This is a genomic window from Aestuariivirga litoralis, assembly GCF_003234965.1.
GTDB lineage: Bacteria > Pseudomonadota > Alphaproteobacteria > Rhizobiales > Aestuariivirgaceae > Aestuariivirga > Aestuariivirga litoralis.
Map to the genome: position 1 here is coordinate 262,598 of NZ_QKVK01000004.1, position 20,092 is coordinate 282,689.

Sequence of the window (20,092 nt, forward strand, 5' to 3'; positions counted from 1 at the left end):
GCCTTGTCCTATGTGCCGGGGCGCTTCTCAGTCTGGCTTTTCGCCGAGCACCAGCGGAAGCATGGCTACCGAGTAGACAATGGCGGCAAGCCCCAGTGGATAGACAGTGCCGCGATGGACCAGGGCCGCGGCGACCACGCCCCCTGAGAAGAAGCACAGGATCGACAGGGCCCGCCTGATCCTGTTGGGGTGAGACCCCTGCCCCAGCCGTGACTCCGACAGCAGCGCCGTCAAGGTGAGGGTCATCACGTTGGTGGCAAGGTCCTGTACGCCATGACGGCGGAGGATGGCAGTCTGCAGCCCCATGCCAAGCGCCAGCAGCGCGGTGATGGCGTGGCCGAGCGTTTCATTGCCATTGGGTTCGTAGGCCCCGCAGATGGCGGCAGCCAATGCAATGGTGCTCCACACGACGAGAAATGCGAAGCGCCGCACCTCGCGCTCGCCCGGCAGCAGCAGCAGTCGCCCGCCCAGTATCGCACCGATGGCAAAGGCGGCCAGCGGCCAGAGGTAGCGTGAGGCACGATCGAACGTGCCGCCGGAGCCCACATCCATCGCCATGAGCAGCAGGTTGCCTGTCATCATCTCGGCAAAGACACCGCCAAGCGCCTTGATGCAGGTGACATCGATGATGCCGCACACCGCGGCCACCAGGTAAAGGCCTGGCCGCACGTCCCGCGTGAAACGTCCGATGACGCCTGCCTCCAGCATTGCCCCTCCCGCAGCCGATTCCCGTTCGCCTGCACGGGTTGACTGTTGGCTTCGGACGTTAAGCAATGATTGACGCGGTTCAGCCTGGCGCAATGATCTGGCGCGAGCGCCGAAGCGTCCCGCTGATGGCCTGGCCGCGCCCCACGGCAGAACGGCCGCGGGCGAGGCCCAGACCATCACTGCGATCAGAACCGGTACTTGAGCGTTGCCCGTGCCACGCTGAAGGTGAAGTCGGCCTCGCCCTTCTGCTTCACGTTGCTCCAGTCGTCCTGCAGCGTGGCATCGTTGAGGGCGACATTGCCCATCGAGCCCCAGTCATAGCTGCCAAGGTCCACATAGAGATATTCAGCACCCAGCACCCAGCGGTCGACGGCGTATTCAATGCCTGCACCCAGTGTCCAGCCGAAATTCCAGCCATCGTCCTCGCCCTCCCAAATGGCGGATTCGCCGGCGTCGTTGGAGGCGGAGAGCGTCTGCTTCACCTTGAGCTGGCCATAGGCAAGGCCGCCCGTGCCATAGACCAGGAAATTGTCCATGGCATAGCCGAGGCGCGCCCTCACGGTGCCAAACCAGTCGGCGGTGTAATTGATGCGGTCCGTGGCGGTGGTGTTCTCCGGCTCCAGCACCTGGCTCATCACATCGCTCGCATCATGCGAGGCGGTGTTGTCGAAGCCGATGTAGTTGATGTCCATCTCGCCGCCGAGGACGAAGTTGCCGAACTGCCAGTTGTAGCCGGCCATCATGCCGCCGGTGAACCACAGGTCGTCGGCAGTGTTCTTGTAGTCGAGGTCATCGATCAGGTCCGTGGCATCCGCGCCGATGTCGGCGCCGCCGACATAGGCATAATCGGCCTTCACCGCGGTCGTGTTGAGGGAGACGCCGGCATTGACCCCGACATAGCCTCCCGCCCAGTCGTAGGAAGACGGCGCGAGGCCAAGATCGCCCGCCATCGCTGCGGGAACACCGCAGCTGAGCGAGAGGATGGCGCAGGACGCGGTGAGCAGTTTCTTCATGGGGATTCTCCGGCGATGAAATTAGCAATTTCACAACCAAGGATCGCAGCAAATGGCTTACGAATTATGAATCCGCCGCACCGTTTTGAACAATCGATTTCACTGCATGCCAAAAAGAAAACTCCGTGCACGGAGGTCCGTACACGGAGCATGTGAGTCGCTGGCAGCCTGCGTCAGAGCGGCGTGTACTGAATCGGCCCCGCGGTCAGGCGCATGCCATCGGAGGTGATGGGAACGCAGGTCGAGGGCGTGCCCTTCGGCAGCCAGCTCGTGGGGTTGCGGGCCTGGCAGAGCTTGCCATTGGAAGCCTGCCACAGGCCGGTGCCGGTGCCCTTGCCGGCCTGGTCATATTCGAAGGTGCCGTCATTGAAGAAGGTCACCGTGCCCTTGTTGCCCGGGGCTGCATAGGTGAACTTGCGTTCCGACAGCGCCTTGGTGATGTCGGCCGCGGACAGCGCATTGCCCACGGGCAGCGGCCCCGGCGCCGGCGCCACCGGAGCGGTGGTGATGGGTGCCGGGGTGGCGGGTGCGAGATCCGGCGTGGACTTGCTGGAGGCGCAGGCGGCAAGGCCGAGGGCCACCGTTGCAAGCATCAGGCCGGCCAGGCCGCGGGCGAATCGCATTGCGTCAGACTCCTTCCGCCAGCACCACCACGCGGGTGCCGATGGGAACGCGGCGGTAGAGGTCCTCCACGTCCTGGTTGATCATGCGGATGCAGCCGGACGAGGCATTGTGGCCGATCGACATCGGGTCGGTCGTGCCATGGATGCGGTACAGAGTGTCCTGGCCGTTCTGGAAGAGATAGAGAGCGCGGGCGCCGAGCGGATTGTCGGGGCCGCCGGGCATGCCGTTCGCCCACTTGGCCTTTTCCGGCACGCGGGCGATCATTTCCTTGGGCGGCGTCCAGCGCGGCCACATGACCTTGCGGCCGACGTCAGCGAGGCCGGCCCAACGGAAGCCGTCCTTGCCCACCGCGCAGCCCCAGCGCAGCGCCGTGCCGCCCTGCTGGACGAGGTAGATCTGGCGGTTCGGCGTGTCGACGATGATGGTGCCCGGCCATTGGCGGCCGGTATAGGCAACGGTCGCCGGACGGAAGGGCGCGGGGATCTTGCTGTAATTGAACGGCGGCAGCGGATACGGATCGTCGTCGGCACTCTGCGGGAGGGCCGCTGTGGACAGGGGCACCGTCAGCAGGGCTGCGGATGCTCCGGTCAGGACGGCGCGGCGGGAAAGCATCATGGTCCTCTCGTCGGGTCTGGAAGTCACTGTTGTCTCGTACCAAATTGGCGGGGAAACGCTAAGTACATATTAACGATAACCCGCAAGTTGTGAGGGATTGTCCGGCAGAACGCAATTGAACTCGAATTAATGCAACCTGGGATTTATCGATTGCAGCGGGCTTTCCCGGGATTTCCGCCTAGCTCTTGATCCGCAGCCCCGCAGAATCATGGAGCGGCCGGAGGTGGATATGCGCCTTCACCACGTCATTCGCCACCACCAGCTCATAGCTCGCGTCCGTCAGGTTTCGCTCGTCCACCCCCGCCGGATTGCGCACGTAGCCATACCCAATGGGCCTGCCGATGGTGTAGCCATAGCCGCCGCTGGTGAGGTAGCCGGCGAACTGGCCGTCCCGCAGGATGGTCTCGCGGCCTGCCAGGACCACGTCCTCGCGTTCCGTGGTGAAGCCGGCCAACATCTTGACGAGCGGCCTCGAGGCGATGGCCTCCGTTGCGGCGCGGCCGATGAAGTCCTCGTTGGATTTTAGCTTCACCGCCCAGCCGAGGCCGGCATGGAAGGGCGAGTCATTGGGCGTGATGTCCGCCCCCCAGGCGCGGTAACCCTTCTCCAGGCGCAGCGATTCGATGGCGCGGTAGCCGGCGGGGGCAATGCCGTGGGCGGCGCCCGCCGCCATGAGCGCATCGAACACGGCCCCGGTGGCGCTGATCGGCACATGCAGTTCCCAGCCAAGCTCGCCCACATAGGTGACGCGCAGCGCCCGCACCCGCGAGCCGGCAATGGTGATCTCGCGCACCGCGCCGAAGGGGAAGGCGGCGTTGCCCACATCCCCGTCGGTGACGGCGGCGAGGATGGCGCGCGACGCCGGGCCCATCAGCGACAGCGTGCCCCACTGTTCGGTGACGTCGGTGAGTGCCGCATCGAGACCGGGCCGGATATGTTCCCGGATCCAGGCGAAGTCGTGGGTGCGGAAGCCGGTGCCGGTGACGATGTAGAAATGATCCTCCGCCAGCTGCGCCACGGTGAGGTCGCACTCGATGCCGCCGCGGCTGTTGAGCATCTGGGTATAGGTGAGCTTGCCGGGCCCGCGCGCCACGCGGTTCGCCGCGATGAAGGAGATGGCCTCGGCCGCGTCCCTGCCCTTCAGCTCATACTTGGCGAAGGACGACTGGTCGAAGAGCCCCGCCCGCTCGCGCACCGCGCGGTGCTCTTCGCCCACGGAGGCGAACCAGTTCTGGCGGCCCATGGAATAGACGTCCTTTGGTTCAACGCCAGCGGGCGCGAACCAGTTGGGCCGTTCCCAGCCCAGCTTCGAGCCGAAGCAGGCGTTGAGGCCCTTCAGCCGCTCGTAAAGGGGCGACACGATGCGCGGCCGGCCGCTCTGGTACTCTTCGTGCGGAAAAGCCACCGTGTAGTGCTTGCCATAGGCCTCGAGCGTTCTTTCGCAAGTCCAGGCGCGATCCTTGTGGAGATCCGAGAAGCGGCGGATGTCGACGACCCAAAGGTCCATCGGCGCTTCGCCCTTGGCCGCCCATTCGGCCAGCACCCAGCCTGCGCCGCCGCCCGACGCGATGCCGAAGGCGTTGAAGCCCGCGCCAACATAGAAGTTCTTCAATTCCGGCGCCTGGCCGAGAATGAAGTTGCCATCGGGCGTGAAGCTCTCCGGACCGTTGATCATCTTCTTGATGCCGGTCTTGGCCAGGGCGGGCACGCGGGCCAGCGCCTCGCCCATGTGCTGCTCGAAATGGTCCCAGTCGTCCTCGAAGAGCTGGAACTCGAAATCGCCTGGCACGTCGCCCGTGGTCCACGGGATGGGGTTCGGCTCATAGCCGCCGAAGACGAGGCCCCCCACCTCCTCCTTGAAATAGGTGCGCCGGTCGGGGTCGCGCAGCGTGGCGGCGTCGGGGCTCAGGCCCTCCACCTTCTCGGTGATGATGTACTGGTGCTTCACCGGCTGCAGCGGCACCGAGACGCCAGCGAGCGCTCCGATCTGCCGCGCCCACTGGCCGCCGCAGTTGATGACGGTTTCGCAGGCGATGACGCCCTGACTGGTGCGGATGGCGGTGACCCGGCCGTCCTTGATGTCGAAGCCCTCGACGCGGCAGCCCTCGACGATCTTGGCGCCATGCATGCGCGCACCCTTGGCGAGTGACTGAGCGATGTCCGACGGCGAGGCCTGCCCGTCGGTCGGAAGCCAGGAAGCGCCCACGAGGTCGGACACGTCCATCAGCGGCCACATCTTCTTGACCTCGTCGGGAGAGACGAGGTGCATCTCCATGCCGAAGCTCTGCGCGGTGGTGGCCAGCCGCTTGAACTCGGTCCAGCGATCCTCATTGGTGGCGAGCCTGAGGCAGCCCGTCATCTTCCAGCCGGTGGCAAGCCCCGTCTCTTCGTCCAGCCGCTTGTAGAGGTCGACCGAATACTTCAGCACCTGGGTGATCGAGGCGGAGGAGCGCAGCTGCCCCACCAGTCCCGCCGCATGCCAGGTCGAGCCGGAGGTGAGCTTGTTCTGCTCCAGCAGCACCACGTCCGCCTTGTGGCCCCGGGCGAGGTGATAGGCGGTCGAACAGCCGATGATGCCGCCGCCGATGACGACATATTGCGCATGCGAAGGAAGGGTCATGATGAGTCCTGTGTTCGGTTGCATGATGCGTGGAGTCGGAGCGGAATTCACCTCCATTTTGGACATTCTGCTTTACCCTCTCATCATGCCCGGGCTTGACCCGGGCACCCTTGAGCTCCCCGTGAAAAGGGTCGCCGGGACAGGCCCGGCGATGATGAGGTGAAGGGAACCGCCATCCCCCCGCCGCAGCCTTCCCCCGCTGACCAAGCCCTTTGTCCAACTGCCGGCTGCCTTACCCTCTAATCATGCCCGGGCTCGACCCGGGCACCCTTTAGCTCCCCATGAAAAGGGTCGCCGGGACAGGCTCGGCGATGATGAGGTGAGGGGAACCGCCATGCCCCCGTCGCAGCCTCCCCCCGCCGCCCAAGCCCTTGTTCGCCTGCCGGGACTCCGCCATCCTGCGCGCCATCACGGGGAGGAACACATGAACATTCTGGTCATCGGCGGCGGCGGCATGGTCGGCGTCAAGCTGATCAACAGGCTGGCCAAGGACGGCAAGCTGGGCGGCACGCCGATCTCGAAGATCATCCGCCATGACGTGGTGCTCTCACCCCCGCCCCCGGCCTCCGCCTTCCCCATCGAGACGCTGATCGGCGACCTCTCGACACCGGGCGAGGCCGAGAAGCTGGTGGTGCTGAAGCCCGACGTGATCTTCCACCTCGCGGCCATCGTCTCGGGCGAGGCCGAGGCCGATTTCGAGAAGGGCTACCGCATCAACCTCGATGGCACGCGCTATCTCTTCGAGGCGATCCGCAAGGCGGGCGGCGGCTACAAGCCGAAGGTGATCTTCACCTCCTCGATTGCCGTTTTCGGGGCGCCCTTCCCCGAGGCGATCCCCGACGAGTTCTTCAATACGCCATTGACCAGTTACGGCACCCAGAAGACCATCTGCGAACTGCTGCTGGCGGATTATTCGCGCCGTGGGTTCTTCGATGGCGTGGGCCTGCGCTTCCCGACGATCTGCGTCAGGCCCGGCAAGCCGAACCTCGCGGCCTCGGGCTTCTTCTCCAACATCATCCGCGAGCCGCTGGCAGGCCAGGAGGCGGTGCTTCCCGTGCCCGAGGACGTGCGCCACTGGCACGCCTCCCCCCGCGCCGCGGTTGGCTTCCTGATCCATGCCGCGACCATGGACACGGCGGCTCTCGGCGCGCGCCGCAACGTGACGCTGCCCGGCGTCTCCTGCACCGTGGGCGAACAGATCGAGGCTTTGCGCAAGGTGGCGGGCGACAGGGTGGTGGCCCGCATCAAGCGCGAGCCCAACGAGACCATCATGAAGATCGTGGCAGGCTGGCCCCGGAACTTCGAGGCCAGGCGTGGCCGCGAGCTGGGCTTCAAGGCCGAGAACAGCTTCGAGGAGATCATCCGCGTCCACATCGAGGACGAACTCGGCGGCAAGATCGCCTGATGACCCGGTCCGCATCGGTGGCGCAGCTTGCGCCCTTCTCGCTCGCCGTGCTCACGTCCGCGGGGGCGGACGAGGCCTCGGCGGAGGCGGCCACCTGGGCCATGCTCCACGCCTCGCTGCATGGCGTGGACAGCCACGGCATCCGGCTCCTCCCCTTCTACGCCGACTGCCTGCGGAACGGCATCGCCAAGCCCCGGCCCCATGTCACCGTCACCTATCCGCGCCGCGCCGTGGCGCTGGTCGATGCCGATGACGGGCTCGGCCACATCGCCACCTACCGCGCCATGGACGAGGCCTGCGCCATCGCCAGGGACTGCGGGATCGGCATGGCGAGCGTCATCAACTCAACCCATTTCGGCGCGGCCGGGGCCTATACGCTGGCGGCGGCCGATGCAGGCTTCATCGGCTTCGTGTGCTGCAATTCCGGCGCCTTCGTGGTGCCGCATGGGGGCGCGAAGCCCATCCACGGCACCAGCCCGATCTCGCTTTCGGCCCCCAATCCCGGCGGCGATCCCTTCCTCCTCGACATGGCGACGAGCTCCGTGCCGTGGAACAAGGTTCTGAGGTATCGGACGGAAAGCATTGAATTGCCTGAAGGAGTCGCGGTCGATGGCTCGGGCGCCTTCGTCACCGACCCGACCAAGGCCATGGCATTGGCCCCGGTGGGCGGTGCGGATTTTGGCTACAAGGGCGCAGGGCTTGCGGGCCTCACCGAGGTGCTGGGCGGCATCCTGACCGGCATGCGGCTCTCCTCCGACCAGGACGGATTGGCGCTGGGCGACACCAAGGTGGGGCACTTCGTGATGGCCATCGACCCCACCCTGTTCATGACGCTGGAGGCCTTCGGGCTGGGCGTCCAGACCTATATCGACCGCTTCAAGGCCCAGCCCGGCACCTATGCGGCCGGAGGCCCGGAATGGGAGCGCCGCCGCAAGCGCGAGGCGGACGGCATTCCGCTCCCCGACGGGCTTCATGCCGAACTGGCCGATGCGGCTGCAAAGGCAGGCGTGACGCCGGGCTTCTGATGGCGCCGGACCTCACCGAGAACCGGACGCGCGGCATCCTGTGGATGCTCGCCACCATGTTCTGCTTCATCTCGCTCGACACGATGATGAAGTACCTGATGGAGAGCTATTCGCTGGTGCAGGTCACCTGGGCGCGGTTTTTCTTCGCCACCGTTGTTGCAATCGTTGCCTGCGGGCCGCGCATCGGCCAGCTGGCGGTGAGCCGCCACCCGAAGCAGCAGCTCCTGCGCTCGGTCTTCCTGATGTCGACGACGGGCCTGTTCAATGCCGGCATCCGCACCGTGCCGCTGGCCACCGCCACCACCATCATGTTCCTGAATCCGGTGCTGGTGACGGTGCTGGCCATTCCGCTGCTGGGCGAGAAGGTGGGGCTGCAGCGCTGGATCGGCGTGCTGCTCGGCTTCCTCGGCGCGGTGATCGTGGTCAGGCCCTGGCAGGAGGGCATGGGCGCCTATGGCTATGGAACGCTCTTCCTGCTCGCCGCCGCGGTGCTGAACGCCAATTACCAGATCCTCACGCGGCGGGTGCGCGGGGACGATCCGCTCACCTCGCTGCTCTACACGGCGACCGCCGGCGCGGTCGTGACCAGCCTGTTGGTGCCGTGGTTCTGGGACTGGCCCACGGCCTTCGACTGGCTGCTGCTGATGGGCACGGGGCTGGCGGGCGGGTTTGGCCACCTGTTCCTCATCCGCTCTTTCCGCGCCGCACCCGCTTCCGTTGTGTCGCCCTTCTCCTATTCCTCGCTGATCTGGGCCACGATCTTCGGCTTCGTCATCTGGGGTGACTGGCCGGACCTGTGGACCTGGGCCGGCGCTGCGCTTATCATCTTCTCCGGCCTCTACATCTTTTCGAGGGAACGCAGGGCATGAAGACCGTTGAATTCACCGCCATGAAGGACGGCACCAAGGAGGAATACCTCTTCCTCAAGCCGCTCGAGGACGAGCACATCAAGGGCACCGCCGACCGCGTGCTGCGCGAGCTTCGCCTGCAGGAGGAAGAAACGCTGCCCGGCTACAAGATCTCGCGCCTCACCCACGGCCTGCAGTCGGCGACGCGCGCCTACAATGAGGGGGCGGATGTCGACTGGGTGGTGGGTGCGCTCCTCCACGACATCGGCGACGGCCTCGCGCCGCAGAACCACGACAAGTTCGCCGCCGAGATCCTCAGGCCCTACATGCGCGAGGAGGTGGTCTGGACGGTGGAGCACCACGCCGCATTCCAGATGTATTATTACGCCCACCACTATGGCTGGAACCAGCACGAGCGCGAGAAGTACAGCGCCTCGCCCTATTACAGGTCCTGCGTGGATTTCTGCGAGCGCTGGGACCAGTCCTCCTTCGACCCGGCCTATCCCACCAGGGACCTCGACTTCTTCGTGCCGATGGTGCGCGAGGTCTTCGCTAGGAAGGCCCATGACCCTGCCGTGCAGCAGAAGGGCGTGGTCAAGGGCATACCCCCGCTGGCCACCGCCGCCGAATAGCCGCATACGCCGCAAGCAGACCTGAAATGCCGCACCGTGGCTGGCAGCCGCCCGCGCGCCAGCCCAAGCTTGCGCGCATGAATCAGACCAGCCCGGCCCTGAGCCGCAACCTCACCGGCGTGATTTCGCTCTGCGCGGGGGTCTTCGTGTTCTCGATGCAGGACGCGATCCTGAAGGGATTGAGCGGTGAGCACGCCGTGACGCTGGCCATCGTGCTGCGCTCGATCGTGGGCCTGCCGCTGCTCCTTGCCATGGTGTGGTACGAGAACGGGCTCGGGGCCTTGCGGACGCGGAACTGGAAACTCCTGGTGGCGCGCGGCCTGATCCTGCTCACCTCCTACACCACCTATTACCTTGCCTTCCCGGCCCTGCCCATGGCCGAGGCGGTGGCGCTGTTCTTCACCTCGCCGATCTTCGTCACCATCCTCGCTGCGCTGTTCCTGCGCGAGAAGGTGACGCTGAAGGCGTGGGCCGCGGTCATCGCCGGCTTCGTCGGCGTGCTGATCATCCTGCGCCCCGGCACCGGCCTGTTCGAACCTGCCGCCCTGCTCAGCCTGCTGAGTGCCGCGGCCTACGCCCTCTCCATGGTGCTGGCGCGGCGCTACAGTGCGGATGAATCGACCACCGTCATGGCCTTCTACGTCAATGCCGTCTACATGGTGGCGGCGGCCGGGGTGGCGCTGGCCTTCCACCTGCTCGGCATCACCCACGCGGCCCACCCGAGCCTCGAATTCCTGGTCAGGCCCTGGGCGCTTCCAGACCTCACAGACCTGGCGCTGATGGGCCTGTGCGGCGTCATCGCGGCGCTGGGCATGATCCTGCTCACCCATGCCTACCGGCTGGCGCGCGCCAATCTCGTCACGGTGTTCGAATACACCGGCATGCTGTGGGTACCGCTGTGGGGCTTCCTGTTCTTCGCCGAGGTGCCGAAATGGACCACGGTGCTCGGCACGGTGATCATCATCGCGGCGGGGATCTTCGCGGTCCGGACCGCGAGGCCCTAGGGCGCCACCTGTTCGCTCAGGATGCGGAAGTCGCCGACATAGCTCTTCGCCGCGCCGGGCGCACCGACGACGCGCAGCCAGAGGCCCCTGCCGGTCTCGCCGCCGGGAATGGCGAAGGTCCGGCCCTGCGCCGACTGCGGCAGGTCGAAGCTCATCACCGGGCGGCCGGAGGCGCCGAGTTCGCCCTCGGGCAGCACCATCACGTCCACCGACTTTGCCATGGAGGCAGGATCGACGCCGGCCGGCGGGGTGTATTCCAGCGCCGTCACATCATGCGCCGCAGCGCCTTTGAACAGCACCAGCACGTTGATCTCGTTATCCGGCGGGGCGATGGCCAGGAAGGTGTCGTCCTCGCCATCGAACAGGCTGGCGAAGCTGTAGCGCGCTTCGCTGCCGTCCTTCAGCGCGGCGGAAAAGCTCGCACCCTCGGCCAGGTCGACCGTCTGGGTGGCGAGCTTCGGCGCGTCGGTCTTGGTCACCGTCTCGTTCGGAACCACCGCGTCGGCCTTCTGGGGGTCGACCGTCACCACCACGTTCACCGGCGGCTGGGCCGCCGGCTGCGGCTGGAAGGTCTGATAGGCGGCGAGCCCGACGCCGGCGATCGCCGCCAGGCTCGATATGACGATGTGGAAATTGGTGAGCTTCACCGAATTAGGCTTTGAGGATGCTCCGTCCCGCATATGTCGCCTGCGACCCCAGTTCCTCTTCGATGCGAAGAAGCTGATTGTACTTGGCCAGCCGGTCCGAACGGGCCAGCGAGCCGGTCTTGATCTGACCGCAGTTTGTGGCGACAGCAAGGTCGGCAATCGTCGAATCCTCGGTCTCGCCAGAACGATGCGACATGACGGCGGAATAGCCCGCCTTGTGCGCCATCTCCACGGCTTCCAGCGTCTCGGTCAGCGAGCCGATCTGGTTCACCTTGACGAGGATCGAGTTGGCGATCCCCTCCGAAATGCCCTTCTTCAGGCGCCTGGTGTTGGTGACGAAGAGATCGTCGCCCACCAGCTGGTGCGTCTTGCCGATGAGATCGGTGACCTTCTTCCAGCCGTCCCAGTCATCCTCCGACATGCCGTCCTCGATCGAGAAGATCGGATAGGCCGTGGCGAGCTTGGCGAGGTACACGGCCTGCTCGGAGATCGAGCGCTTCCTGCCCTCGCCCTCGTAGTCATAGGCTCCGTTCTTGAAGAACTCGGTCGCGGCACAGTCGAGCGCCAGGTAGACGTCCTTGCCCGGCTTGTAGCCCGCCTGCTCCACCGCCTTCATCACGAAGTCGAGTGCGGCCTCCGCCGACGGCAGGTTGGGGGCGAAACCACCCTCGTCGCCGACATTGGTGTTGTGGCCGGACTTCTTGAGGGCACCCTTGAGCGTGTGGAAGATTTCGGCACCCATGCGCAGGCCCTCGCGGAAGCTCGTGGCCCCCACCGGCATGATCATGAATTCCTGGAAGTCGATGGGGTTGTCGGCATGCACGCCGCCATTGATGATGTTCATCATCGGCACCGGCAAAACGCGGGCGGCCGCGCCGCCCACATAGCGGTAGAGCGGCAGTCCGGCCGCTTCCGCCGCGGCCTTGGCCGTGGCGAGCGAGACACCGAGGATGGCATTGGCGCCGAGGCGGGCCTTGTTGGGCGTACCGTCGAGCTCGATCATCGCCTGGTCGATGGCGATCTGGTCCTCGGCCTCCATGCCGGCCAGCGCATCGAAGAGTTCGCCGTTGACGGCGGCCACCGCCTTGGTCACACCCTTGCCGAGATAGCGCGCCTTGTCGCCGTCGCGCAGCTCCACCGCCTCATGGGCGCCCGTGGAAGCGCCAGAGGGCACGGCGGCGCGGCCCATGGAACCATCCTCCAGCACCACGTCCACCTCCACCGTCGGGTTGCCACGGCTGTCTAGGATTTCGCGGGCGGTGATGTCGATGATGGTGGTCATGGCCGTATCCCTTGATGTGCGCAAATCAGGCAGGCGTTATGGCGGGCGCCAATGGTGTTTGCAAGACGGTTCGAAAAGCCGCAAAAATGCAGCGATTTTCCCGCCAGGGGTCGAGGCCGCGGCGAACCCCGGCAGCCAGGAGAAGAGCATGCAGAAAACCGATGTTTCAGGCCTCACCCAGCTGGGCGCCGCCACCCCCGCACCGGCCTCCCCGGACGAGGCGGTGATCGAGCGCGTGCCCAACAGCCAGCAGGACGTGGATTATCTCGTGCGCTTCGTGGCGCCGGAGTTCACCTCCATGTGCCCGATGACCAATCAGCCGGATTTCGCCCACCTGGTGATCGATTACGTACCGGACCAGTGGCTGGTGGAGTCCAAATCCCTGAAGCTGTTCCTGGGTTCTTTCCGCGACCACGGCAGCTTCCATGAGGACTGCACCATCGGCATCGCGCGGCGGCTGGTGACTGAACTCAGCCCTCGCTGGCTGCGCATAGGCGGCTATTGGTACCCGCGCGGCGGCATCCCGATCGATGTGTTCTGGCAGACGGGCGACGCTCCGGCGGGGGTGTGGATCCCGGACCAGGGTGTCGCACCCTATCGCGGGCGGGGTTAGGTCCCTCCCCCCAAGCTCGTCACTGAGCCTTCGCCACCGTGTCCAGCGCCATCAGCGTGGTGAGCAGGCCTTCCAGCTTGTCGAGCGGCACCATGTTGGGGCCGTCGGAGGGAGCATTGTCCGGGTCCTGGTGGGTCTCGATAAACACGCCCGCAACCCCAACCGCCACGGCGGCGCGGGCGAGCACCGGCACCATGCGGCGGTCACCTCCGGAAGACGCCCCCTGGCCCCCCGGCTGCTGCACCGAATGGGTGGCGTCGAAGATCACCGGGGCGCCCATCTCTGCCATGATGGGGAGTGCCCGCATGTCGGATACCAGCGTGTTGTAACCGAAGGACGCGCCGCGCTCGGTGAGCATGACGTTGGGATTGCCGCTCTCCACGATCTTGGCCATCACGTTCTTCATGTCCCACGGCGCGAGGAACTGACCCTTCTTGACGTTGACGATGCGGCCCGTCCTGGCGGCGGCGATCAGCAGGTCGGTCTGGCGGCACAGGAAGGCCGGGATCTGCAGCACATCGACTACGCCCGCCACCTCGGCGCATTGTTCGCGTTCATGGATGTCGGTGAGCACGGGCAGGCCCAGCTCCTTCTTGATGTCGGTGAAGACGGCGAGCGACTTCTCGAGCCCCATGCCGCGCTGGCCCTTGAGGCTGGTGCGGTTGGCCTTGTCGAAGCTCGACTTGTAGACCAGCCCGATGCCGAGCCGGCCGCAGATTTCCTTGAGACGACCCGCCATCATGAAGGCGTGGTCCCTGCTCTCCATCTGGCACGGACCGGCGATGAGCGAAATGGGGAGCGAGTTGCCGAACGCGACGTTCGAAACGGTGACGATTGGGTTTGCGATCATTTCTTGGGATACACCAGGAATGTGCCCGAGCCATGGGCATAGAGTTTGCCGTTGTCGTCGGTGAGCTTCGCATCGGCGGTGAGCATGGTGCGGCCGGCGTGGATCACCGTGCCGGTGCAGATGAGCCGCTTCACCGAAGCGTCGATCTTGCCGACATAATTCACCTTGAGCTCGATCGTGCCATAGCCGATGCCGGCAGGCAATTTGGTCTGCACTGCGCAGCCGGTGGCACTGTCGATCAGCGTTGCCGCATAGCCGCCGTGGAGGCGCATTTGCGGGTTGTAGTACTTGGGCGACGGGAAGGCCTCGAAGGTTGCCGAACCGTCATCCACCGCGATCAGCCGCATGTTCATGGTCTCGGCCATGGCCGAGCCATGCCAGTCCTTCAGCAGCTCGCGGAGATAGTCGAGCCCGCTCTGCGGATGATGCTTCTTGCCCTCGGCGTCCATTGATCCCATCACTTCGCGGCCTGCACGACCGGTACGGCCTGCGCGATGGTTATGCCCTTGTCGCGGAACTGCGACAACAGCGTGAAACGAATGTCACTTGAGACCTGGGCGCCTGTCAGCACATCCGCAACGAAGGCCCTGACCACGAACTCGAGGCCATTCTTGCCGAAGCTGGTGAGTAGCACGACAGGTGCGGGATGCTTCAGAACCTTGGGATGCGCCTTGACGACGTCGAGCAGCAGCTTCTTCATCACCTCGGCGTCGGTGTCGTAGTCCACCACGACATCTATCGAGAAGCGGCCCATGTCGTCGTTGTGGGTCCAGTTCTTCACCGCTTCCGTGACGAGTGCCGAATTGGGCAGGATGATCGAGCAGGAATCGAAGGTCTCGATCTCGGTCGAGCGCACGTTGATGCGCCTGACGATGCCTTCGCCCTCCGGCAGCGACACCCAGTCGCCCACCCGGATCGGCCGTTCGGCCAGCAGGATCACGCCGGAAACGAAGTTGTTGATGATCGACTGCAGGCCAAGGCCGATACCGAGGCCGAGCGCGCCGGCGATGATGGCGAGGCTCGAGAAATCCACACCCGCCGCGGTGAGCGCGAAGACGCCCGCCAGGAAGTAGCCGATGTAGCTCGATCCCGTGAGGATCGAATCCTGCACCCCGCGCTTGATGCGCGTGTCGGCCAGGATGCGATGGTCGAGCCAGCTGTTGAACAGCTTGGTGGCGATGATGCCTGCAACCAGGATCGCCAGCATCACGATCAGCGTTCCCGGCAGGATGGTGACGTCGCCGATGGTGATGCCGAGCGCCAGGGTATTGAGCAGCCCCCGCATGTCCACCCAGTTCAGCGTCCACAGCAGCAGCAGCAGCGGGATGCCGGCAATCACCAGCACGAGGTCGACGATGGTGCGGAAGATCAGCCCCAGCCGCTCGATGGCGCGTTCGCCAAGCCCGGTGATGCGACGCAGGAACATGCCGAAGTTCGACTGCGGGTCGAAGCTTGCCTGCACCATGGCGTCGAGCAGGTGATAGACGAGGAACACCAGCGTCACCACCATTGCGGTGCGCACGATCTGGTGAGCGATGTAGTCGCCGAGCGCCAGGTAACCCGTCGCCAGCGCCGCGAAGCCGATGAAGATCAGCACCCAGACCAGCGGCACCAGCTTGGCGGCCCAGCCGAAATAGAACCGCCGCTTGTCCTCATCCGGCAGGCCCGGCTGGTTGCGCAGCACCAGCAGAACCAGGCTCGACAGCACCAGAAGCGACAGGGCGCCCAGCGCCGACTGGCCCTGGGTGTAGTTGATGTTCAGGTACATGCCGGCCGAAACCTGGCCGAGCTGCTTGTTGAAGGCAGCGACGAAGGCCGTCAGGCCGACGAGAAAGGTGAAGCGCGTGGCGGAGCGTTCGTCGAGATCGACGATGCGGATTTCCGGCCGCCCCGGCGCAGCCACGCGGCGGCCGAGCACATAATAGAAGATCGTGGTGAAGACGGTGTCACGCAGCGCCTCCCACAGCATCAGCATGCGCGGTGTCGCATCGCCGAAATAGCCGCTGGTTTCCAGCGAGAAGCGGATGGGCAGGAACAGGATGGCGAGCGCGGCGAAGCTGACGATCAGCGCGCGGAGGATGATCCACAGGCGCGTCATGTTGTCGAGCGGCCGGCCGCCAACGGAATAGCCGGTGATCCAGCGCGCGAAGAACCGGTTGATGAGCCGGAAGACCAGCCCGCAGGCGATGATGATGACCGGGATCATCAGCAGGCCCAGCGGCTGCGCCGTGGCCGAAACGTCGGTCCACCAGTTGCGCAGCAGCAGGCCGAGGCCGGTGAACAGCACCCCGATGCCCGCCACCAGGTCGTACCACAGCTGCGGATTGAGCACGGAGCGGCTGCGGTCGAAGATGCGGCCGAAGAACTGTTCGCGCTGCAGGGTGGACACGGATTTCGAGGCCTGCTCGGATTCCACCGTCACCACGTCGAGCTGCGCCTTCAGGCTCTGCAGCTTGTCGCGCGTCGCCGTCAGGTCGGAGCGCGATTGCGCAACGGCGTCGTCTTCCTTCTGGCCCGTGGCCGGCGCGGGCCCGAGCGAATTGAGCTGCTGGGTGACCTCGCCCAGGGGAACGAGCAGCCGGATCGAGCGGTCGGCGGCACTGGTGCGGATCTTCTCCAGCGTGACCTTGAGGTTGGCCAGGTCCTGGTCGCTCAGGTTGGGGCGGCGCAGCAAGGTGGTTGACGCGTCGAGGTCGACACGCAGCTGCTGCAGGGCGCGGTCGCTCTCGCCGATGATGGCCCGGTCGAAGGCGAGACCAGCAGAGATTGCAAAACAAATTGCAATCAGTGCGGACAGCAGGACCCGACCGAGGCGCATGGCGCTAGACCAGTCGGCTCTGTTCGATCGCCGCCGCGATGAAGGAAGAGAAGAGCGGGTGCGGATCGAAGGGCTTGGACTTCAGTTCCGGATGATACTGCACGCCGATGAACCACGGATGGTCCGGGTACTCAACGGTCTCCGGCAGAAGGCCGTCGGGCGACATGCCGGCAAAGCGCAGACCCGCCTTCTCCAGCCGCTCGCGGTAATGGGTGTTCACCTCGTAGCGGTGGCGGTGGCGCTCGGAGATATGTGTCGCGCCGTAAATTTCGGCGATCTTCGAGCCGGGCTTTAGCTCCGCATCGAAGGCGCCGAGCCGCATGGTGCCGCCGAGGTCGCCGCCGGCCTTGCGGATCTCGAGCTCATTGCCCTTCATCCACTCGGTCATGGTGCCGACCACGGGCTCCTTGGTCTCACCGAATTCGGTTGAGCTCGCGGCCTCGATTCCGCACAGCGAGCGCGCTGCCTCGATGCAGGCCATCTGCATGCCGAAGCAGATGCCGAAGTAAGGAACCTTGCGCGTCCGCGCGAAGGTCGCCGCCTTGATCTTGCCCTCGGAACCCCGCTCGCCGAAGCCACCGGGAACGAGGATGCCATGCACGCCCTCGAGATAGGGAGCGGGGTCCTCCTTCTCGAAGATCTCGGACTCGATCCAGTCGAGGTTGACCTTCACCTTGTTGGCGATGCCGCCATGGACGAGGGCTTCCTGCAGCGACTTGTAGGCGTCGAGGAGGCCTGTGTACTTGCCCACCACCGCGATGTTCACCTCGCCCTCGGGCTGGGTGATGCGGCTCATGATCTCGGTCCACTGGCCGAGGTCGGGCTCGCGCACGTCCTTGAAGCCGAAGATGTCGAGGACTTCCTTGTCGAGGCCCTCGTTGTGGTAGGCGCGCGGCACGTCGTAGATCGACTTGACGTCGAGGGCCTGGATGACCGCCGAGGGCCGCACGTTGCAGAACAGCGCGATCTTGCGGCGCTCGTTCACCGGGATCTCGCGGTCGGCGCGGCACAGCAGGATGTCTGGCTGGATGCCGATGGAGCGCAGCTCCTTCACCGAGTGCTGGGTGGGCTTGGTCTTGAGCTCGCCCGCGGTCGGGATGAAGGGAAGCAATGTCAGGTGGATATAGAGGCAGTCGCCGCGCGGCTGCTCCTGGCCGAACTGGCGGATCGCCTCGAAGAAGGGCAGGCCCTCGATGTCACCCACCGTGCCGCCGATCTCGACCAGCACGAAGTCATAGCCGTCATTGCCGGTCTTGATGAAGTCCTTGATGGCGTCGGTGACGTGGGGAATCACCTGCACCGTGCCGCCGAGGAAGTCGCCGCGCCGCTCCTTGGCGATGATCTCCTGGTAGATGCGGCCCGTGGTGATGTTGTCCTGCTTGTTGGCGTGGCGCCCGGTGAAGCGCTCGTAGTGGCCGAGGTCGAGGTCGGTCTCGGCCCCGTCATCGGTCACGAAGACCTCGCCATGCTGGTAGGGGCTCATGGTGCCCGGGTCGACGTTGAGGTAGGGGTCGAGCTTCCTGAGCCTGACCGTGAAGCCGCGTGCCTGCAGCAGGGCACCGAGTGCCGCCGATGCCAGACCTTTACCGAGTGAGGAGACCACGCCGCCGGTGATGAAAATATATCGCGCCATGGACCTTCACCCTATCTGCATCAAATCACGTTTGAAAGCCCGGAAACGGTGTTTCCGGGCTGTGTGGATAACTCAAGAGATACGCGCCCTTACGGGCTGACCGGGACCTGCGGCTGGGCCGGTGCCGCGGGGGCGAGCTTGGGCAGCACCGCGCTGTCGCCCGACCCCTGCGCCGGGGCAGCCGGCTGGGTGCCGGTGGTGGCGGGCGGCGTCACGCTGTCGATGACCGAACCGGAGCCGCGGTGGGTTGCGATCACCGTCAGCGCAATGGAGGTGCAGAAGAAGGCAACTGCCAGCCATGCGGTGGTGCGCGTCAGCGCATTGCCTACGCCACGCGCCGTGAAGAGGTTGCCGGCGGAACCGCCGCCACCGCCGCCGATCCCCAGCGCGCCGCCTTCCGAGCGCTGCAGCAGCACCACGCCGATAAGGGCGAGCGCGACGACGAGGTGAATGACGAGGATGACGGTTTCCATGGGATTGCGGGACTTTCCGATCAAATTTCGCGGTGGGCTTTACCCGCTTCATATGGGGAAAGCAACTGCAGCGGCCAAGGCTTGAATTCGGGCCCGGAAACCGCGAACCTGCCGTACCGGAACCGGAGGGGAGAGCCATGGCCGCTTTCATCATTGCCGAAATCAGGGTGACCGACCGTGCGGAGTTCGAGAAATACCGGCAGGCGGTTCCCGCGGTGATTGCCGCCTTCGGCGGCCGCTATGTCGTCCGCGGCCCCGATCGCCACTGGCTGGAGGGGGCCGAGCCACCCTCCTCCCGGCTCGTCATTCTCGAATTTCCGGACATGGCCCGGCTCCAGGCCTTCTGGTCATCGCCCGACTATGCGCCCCTGAAGGCGCTGCGGGAGCGCTCCTCCACCTGCCGGATCGAGGCGGTCGAAGGCTACGCACCCTAGACGGATCGGTCATCGGGTTCCCTCAGTAGCCGGGCAGCACGAGGAGCTTGGGGCTGTCGGGCAGCGTCGCCACCGAGAGGATGCGCTCCGGCGAGGTGGAGGTTTCCAGCGCATAGGTTCCGCTCACCGTGCCGATGAAGCGGTTCAGCGTGGCGGGCCCGAAATAATGCATGGGGATGACGACCCGCGCCTTCAGCGTCTTCAGCACCTCCAGCATCTCTGCCTGGCCCATGGTATAGCCGCCGTCGACCGGCACCATGACGACGTCGAGACGGCCGATCAGCCCGACATAATCCGGCCCCAGCAGGTGGTGCAGGTGCCCGAGATGGCCGATGCACAGGCCGGCGACCTCGAACACGAAGATGGAATTGCCGTCCTTCACCCGCCCGGCCATGCCGCCGCGGATGTCGGTGGTCACGTTGCGCACCCGGATGTCGCCGATCTCGACGTCATGCACGGCGGGTCCACCCTCCGGGTTCCAGCCGCGCAGCACGTGCTTGATCGCGGGGTCGGGCATGTCGGTGAAATGCGAGGAATGGGCCCGGTTCATGGTCACCGCATCGGGCAGGATGCCGCCCGAATAGCCGGCATAGTCGGTCACGATGCGCGTGCCGCCCGGACTTTCGATGATGAAGCTGGAATGACCCAGGAAAGTGAGCCGCACCTCCTCCGACCCGAGTTTCGCGAGTTCGATGGCGGCCGGGACCACGCGGGGCTCGCCGCTGGCGATGGCCAGGCAATCGCTCTGCACCGCGGCGGCGGGCGTGGCCATGGCAGCGAGGCCGAAGCAGAAAGACACAAGCAGATTGCGCATGATGCTCCCTCCCGAAGCCCTCGAGGCTCAGGGG

Annotated in this window: 20 protein-coding genes; 7 read left to right on the plus strand and 13 right to left on the minus strand. The window is 65.5% G+C overall.

The features are described from left to right. Window positions 1–27 precede the first annotated feature (27 nt). From DK847_RS11060 to DK847_RS11080, 5 genes are all read right to left on the minus strand, one after another. On the minus strand, window positions 28–708 hold the full coding sequence (locus DK847_RS11060) for a YoaK family protein (RefSeq protein WP_161957239.1): 681 nt from the start codon (window positions 706–708) through the stop codon (window positions 28–30). Window positions 709–893: 185 nt separating this feature from the next. After that, window positions 894–1,721 (minus strand): outer membrane protein, encoded by an 828-nt coding sequence (locus tag DK847_RS11065; RefSeq protein ID WP_111198560.1) that lies wholly within the window; start codon window positions 1,719–1,721, stop codon window positions 894–896. Window positions 1,722–1,894: 173 nt separating this feature from the next. Further along, window positions 1,895–2,344: a hypothetical protein gene (locus DK847_RS11070; protein WP_111198561.1), complete on the minus strand. Its 450-nt coding sequence runs from the start codon at window positions 2,342–2,344 to the stop codon at window positions 1,895–1,897. A gap of 4 nt (window positions 2,345–2,348) precedes the next feature. Further along, a complete protein-coding gene (locus DK847_RS11075) occupies window positions 2,349–2,960 on the minus strand; it encodes a L,D-transpeptidase (protein ID WP_111198562.1) in 612 nt (203 codons plus the stop codon). A gap of 178 nt (window positions 2,961–3,138) precedes the next feature. Further along, window positions 3,139–5,580, minus strand: coding sequence for a GcvT family protein (locus DK847_RS11080; protein WP_111198563.1), 2,442 nt, complete (start codon window positions 5,578–5,580; stop codon window positions 3,139–3,141). Window positions 5,581–6,004: 424 nt separating this feature from the next. Between DK847_RS11080 and denD the strand changes: the two genes are divergently transcribed. The 5 genes from denD to DK847_RS11110 all read left to right on the plus strand — a co-directional run bounded on the left by denD (window position 6,005) and on the right by DK847_RS11110 (window position 10,494). Then, window positions 6,005–6,985 (plus strand): D-erythronate dehydrogenase, encoded by a 981-nt coding sequence (denD, locus tag DK847_RS11085; protein ID WP_111198564.1) that lies wholly within the window; start codon window positions 6,005–6,007, stop codon window positions 6,983–6,985. After that, a complete protein-coding gene (locus DK847_RS11090; protein WP_111198565.1) occupies window positions 6,985–8,010 on the plus strand; it encodes an Ldh family oxidoreductase in 1,026 nt (341 codons plus the stop codon). The genes denD and DK847_RS11090 overlap by 1 nt, the downstream gene beginning before the upstream one ends. Further along, window positions 8,010–8,879 (plus strand): DMT family transporter, encoded by an 870-nt coding sequence (locus DK847_RS20395; RefSeq protein WP_161957240.1) that lies wholly within the window; start codon window positions 8,010–8,012, stop codon window positions 8,877–8,879. Before DK847_RS11090 ends, DK847_RS20395 begins: the two co-directional genes overlap by 1 nt. Further along, window positions 8,876–9,490 carry an HD domain-containing protein gene (locus DK847_RS11105; RefSeq protein ID WP_204508306.1) on the plus strand — a complete coding sequence of 205 codons (615 nt, stop codon included), beginning with the start codon at window positions 8,876–8,878 and terminating at the stop codon, window positions 9,488–9,490. Before DK847_RS20395 ends, DK847_RS11105 begins: the two co-directional genes overlap by 4 nt. Window positions 9,491–9,567: 77 nt before the next feature. Continuing rightward, window positions 9,568–10,494: a DMT family transporter gene (locus DK847_RS11110; RefSeq protein WP_111198683.1), complete on the plus strand. Its 927-nt coding sequence runs from the start codon at window positions 9,568–9,570 to the stop codon at window positions 10,492–10,494. Here the strand turns inward: DK847_RS11110 and DK847_RS11115 are convergent. After that, on the minus strand, window positions 10,491–11,141 hold the full coding sequence (locus DK847_RS11115; protein ID WP_111198566.1) for a hypothetical protein: 651 nt from the start codon (window positions 11,139–11,141) through the stop codon (window positions 10,491–10,493). The two genes, DK847_RS11110 and DK847_RS11115, sit on opposite strands and share 4 nt — an antisense overlap. Window positions 11,142–11,145: 4 nt before the next feature. Then, window positions 11,146–12,423: a phosphopyruvate hydratase gene (eno, locus tag DK847_RS11120; RefSeq protein WP_111198567.1), complete on the minus strand. Its 1,278-nt coding sequence runs from the start codon at window positions 12,421–12,423 to the stop codon at window positions 11,146–11,148. 148 nt (window positions 12,424–12,571) lie between these two features. Between eno and queF the strand changes: the two genes are divergently transcribed. Continuing rightward, window positions 12,572–13,036: a preQ(1) synthase gene (queF, locus tag DK847_RS11125; protein ID WP_111198684.1), complete on the plus strand. Its 465-nt coding sequence runs from the start codon at window positions 12,572–12,574 to the stop codon at window positions 13,034–13,036. Between the two features lie 19 nt (window positions 13,037–13,055). Here queF and kdsA read toward each other — a convergent pair whose 3' ends face one another. The 5 genes from kdsA to secG form a co-directional block, all read right to left on the minus strand. Next, window positions 13,056–13,886 carry a 3-deoxy-8-phosphooctulonate synthase gene (gene kdsA / locus DK847_RS11130; RefSeq protein ID WP_111198568.1) on the minus strand — a complete coding sequence of 277 codons (831 nt, stop codon included), beginning with the start codon at window positions 13,884–13,886 and terminating at the stop codon, window positions 13,056–13,058. Next, on the minus strand, window positions 13,883–14,344 hold the full coding sequence (locus DK847_RS11135; protein ID WP_111198569.1) for a PaaI family thioesterase: 462 nt from the start codon (window positions 14,342–14,344) through the stop codon (window positions 13,883–13,885). Before DK847_RS11135 ends, kdsA begins: the two co-directional genes overlap by 4 nt. Continuing rightward, window positions 14,344–16,704 carry a DUF3772 domain-containing protein gene (locus DK847_RS11140; protein ID WP_111198570.1) on the minus strand — a complete coding sequence of 787 codons (2,361 nt, stop codon included), beginning with the start codon at window positions 16,702–16,704 and terminating at the stop codon, window positions 14,344–14,346. The genes DK847_RS11135 and DK847_RS11140 overlap by 1 nt, the downstream gene beginning before the upstream one ends. A 4-nt stretch (window positions 16,705–16,708) precedes the next feature. After that, entirely contained in the window at window positions 16,709–18,337 is a 1,629-nt protein-coding gene (locus tag DK847_RS11145) for a CTP synthase (protein WP_111198571.1), read from the minus strand. A gap of 89 nt (window positions 18,338–18,426) precedes the next feature. Continuing rightward, window positions 18,427–18,810, minus strand: coding sequence for a preprotein translocase subunit SecG (gene secG / locus DK847_RS11150; RefSeq protein ID WP_111198572.1), 384 nt, complete (start codon window positions 18,808–18,810; stop codon window positions 18,427–18,429). A 137-nt stretch (window positions 18,811–18,947) separates the two neighbouring features. On the opposite strand from secG, the gene DK847_RS11155 reads away from it, so the two are divergent. Next, on the plus strand, window positions 18,948–19,244 hold the full coding sequence (locus DK847_RS11155) for a DUF1330 domain-containing protein (protein WP_111198573.1): 297 nt from the start codon (window positions 18,948–18,950) through the stop codon (window positions 19,242–19,244). 22 nt (window positions 19,245–19,266) lie between these two features. Here DK847_RS11155 and DK847_RS11160 read toward each other — a convergent pair whose 3' ends face one another. Then, window positions 19,267–20,058: an MBL fold metallo-hydrolase gene (locus DK847_RS11160; protein WP_111198574.1), complete on the minus strand. Its 792-nt coding sequence runs from the start codon at window positions 20,056–20,058 to the stop codon at window positions 19,267–19,269. Between the last annotated feature and the right edge of the window lie 34 nt (window positions 20,059–20,092).

Coding starts and splice junctions, on each gene's coding strand:
- DK847_RS11060 (WP_161957239.1), bottom strand. CDS start 708: ATGCTGGAGGCAGGCGTCATCGGACGTTTCACGCGGGACGTGCGGCCA.
- DK847_RS11065 (WP_111198560.1), bottom strand. CDS start 1,721: ATGAAGAAACTGCTCACCGCGTCCTGCGCCATCCTCTCGCTCAGCTGC.
- DK847_RS11070 (WP_111198561.1), bottom strand. CDS start 2,344: ATGCGATTCGCCCGCGGCCTGGCCGGCCTGATGCTTGCAACGGTGGCC.
- DK847_RS11075 (WP_111198562.1), bottom strand. CDS start 2,960: ATGATGCTTTCCCGCCGCGCCGTCCTGACCGGAGCATCCGCAGCCCTG.
- DK847_RS11080 (WP_111198563.1), bottom strand. CDS start 5,580: ATGACCCTTCCTTCGCATGCGCAATATGTCGTCATCGGCGGCGGCATC.
- denD (WP_111198564.1), top strand. CDS start 6,005: ATGAACATTCTGGTCATCGGCGGCGGCGGCATGGTCGGCGTCAAGCTG.
- DK847_RS11090 (WP_111198565.1), top strand. CDS start 6,985: ATGACCCGGTCCGCATCGGTGGCGCAGCTTGCGCCCTTCTCGCTCGCC.
- DK847_RS20395 (WP_161957240.1), top strand. CDS start 8,010: ATGGCGCCGGACCTCACCGAGAACCGGACGCGCGGCATCCTGTGGATG.
- DK847_RS11105 (WP_204508306.1), top strand. CDS start 8,876: ATGAAGACCGTTGAATTCACCGCCATGAAGGACGGCACCAAGGAGGAA.
- DK847_RS11110 (WP_111198683.1), top strand. CDS start 9,568: ATGAATCAGACCAGCCCGGCCCTGAGCCGCAACCTCACCGGCGTGATT.
- eno (WP_111198567.1), bottom strand. CDS start 12,423: ATGACCACCATCATCGACATCACCGCCCGCGAAATCCTAGACAGCCGT.
- queF (WP_111198684.1), top strand. CDS start 12,572: ATGCAGAAAACCGATGTTTCAGGCCTCACCCAGCTGGGCGCCGCCACC.
- kdsA (WP_111198568.1), bottom strand. CDS start 13,886: ATGATCGCAAACCCAATCGTCACCGTTTCGAACGTCGCGTTCGGCAAC.
- DK847_RS11135 (WP_111198569.1), bottom strand. CDS start 14,344: ATGGGATCAATGGACGCCGAGGGCAAGAAGCATCATCCGCAGAGCGGG.
- DK847_RS11140 (WP_111198570.1), bottom strand. CDS start 16,704: ATGCGCCTCGGTCGGGTCCTGCTGTCCGCACTGATTGCAATTTGTTTT.
- DK847_RS11145 (WP_111198571.1), bottom strand. CDS start 18,337: ATGGCGCGATATATTTTCATCACCGGCGGCGTGGTCTCCTCACTCGGT.
- secG (WP_111198572.1), bottom strand. CDS start 18,810: ATGGAAACCGTCATCCTCGTCATTCACCTCGTCGTCGCGCTCGCCCTT.
- DK847_RS11155 (WP_111198573.1), top strand. CDS start 18,948: ATGGCCGCTTTCATCATTGCCGAAATCAGGGTGACCGACCGTGCGGAG.
- DK847_RS11160 (WP_111198574.1), bottom strand. CDS start 20,058: ATGCGCAATCTGCTTGTGTCTTTCTGCTTCGGCCTCGCTGCCATGGCC.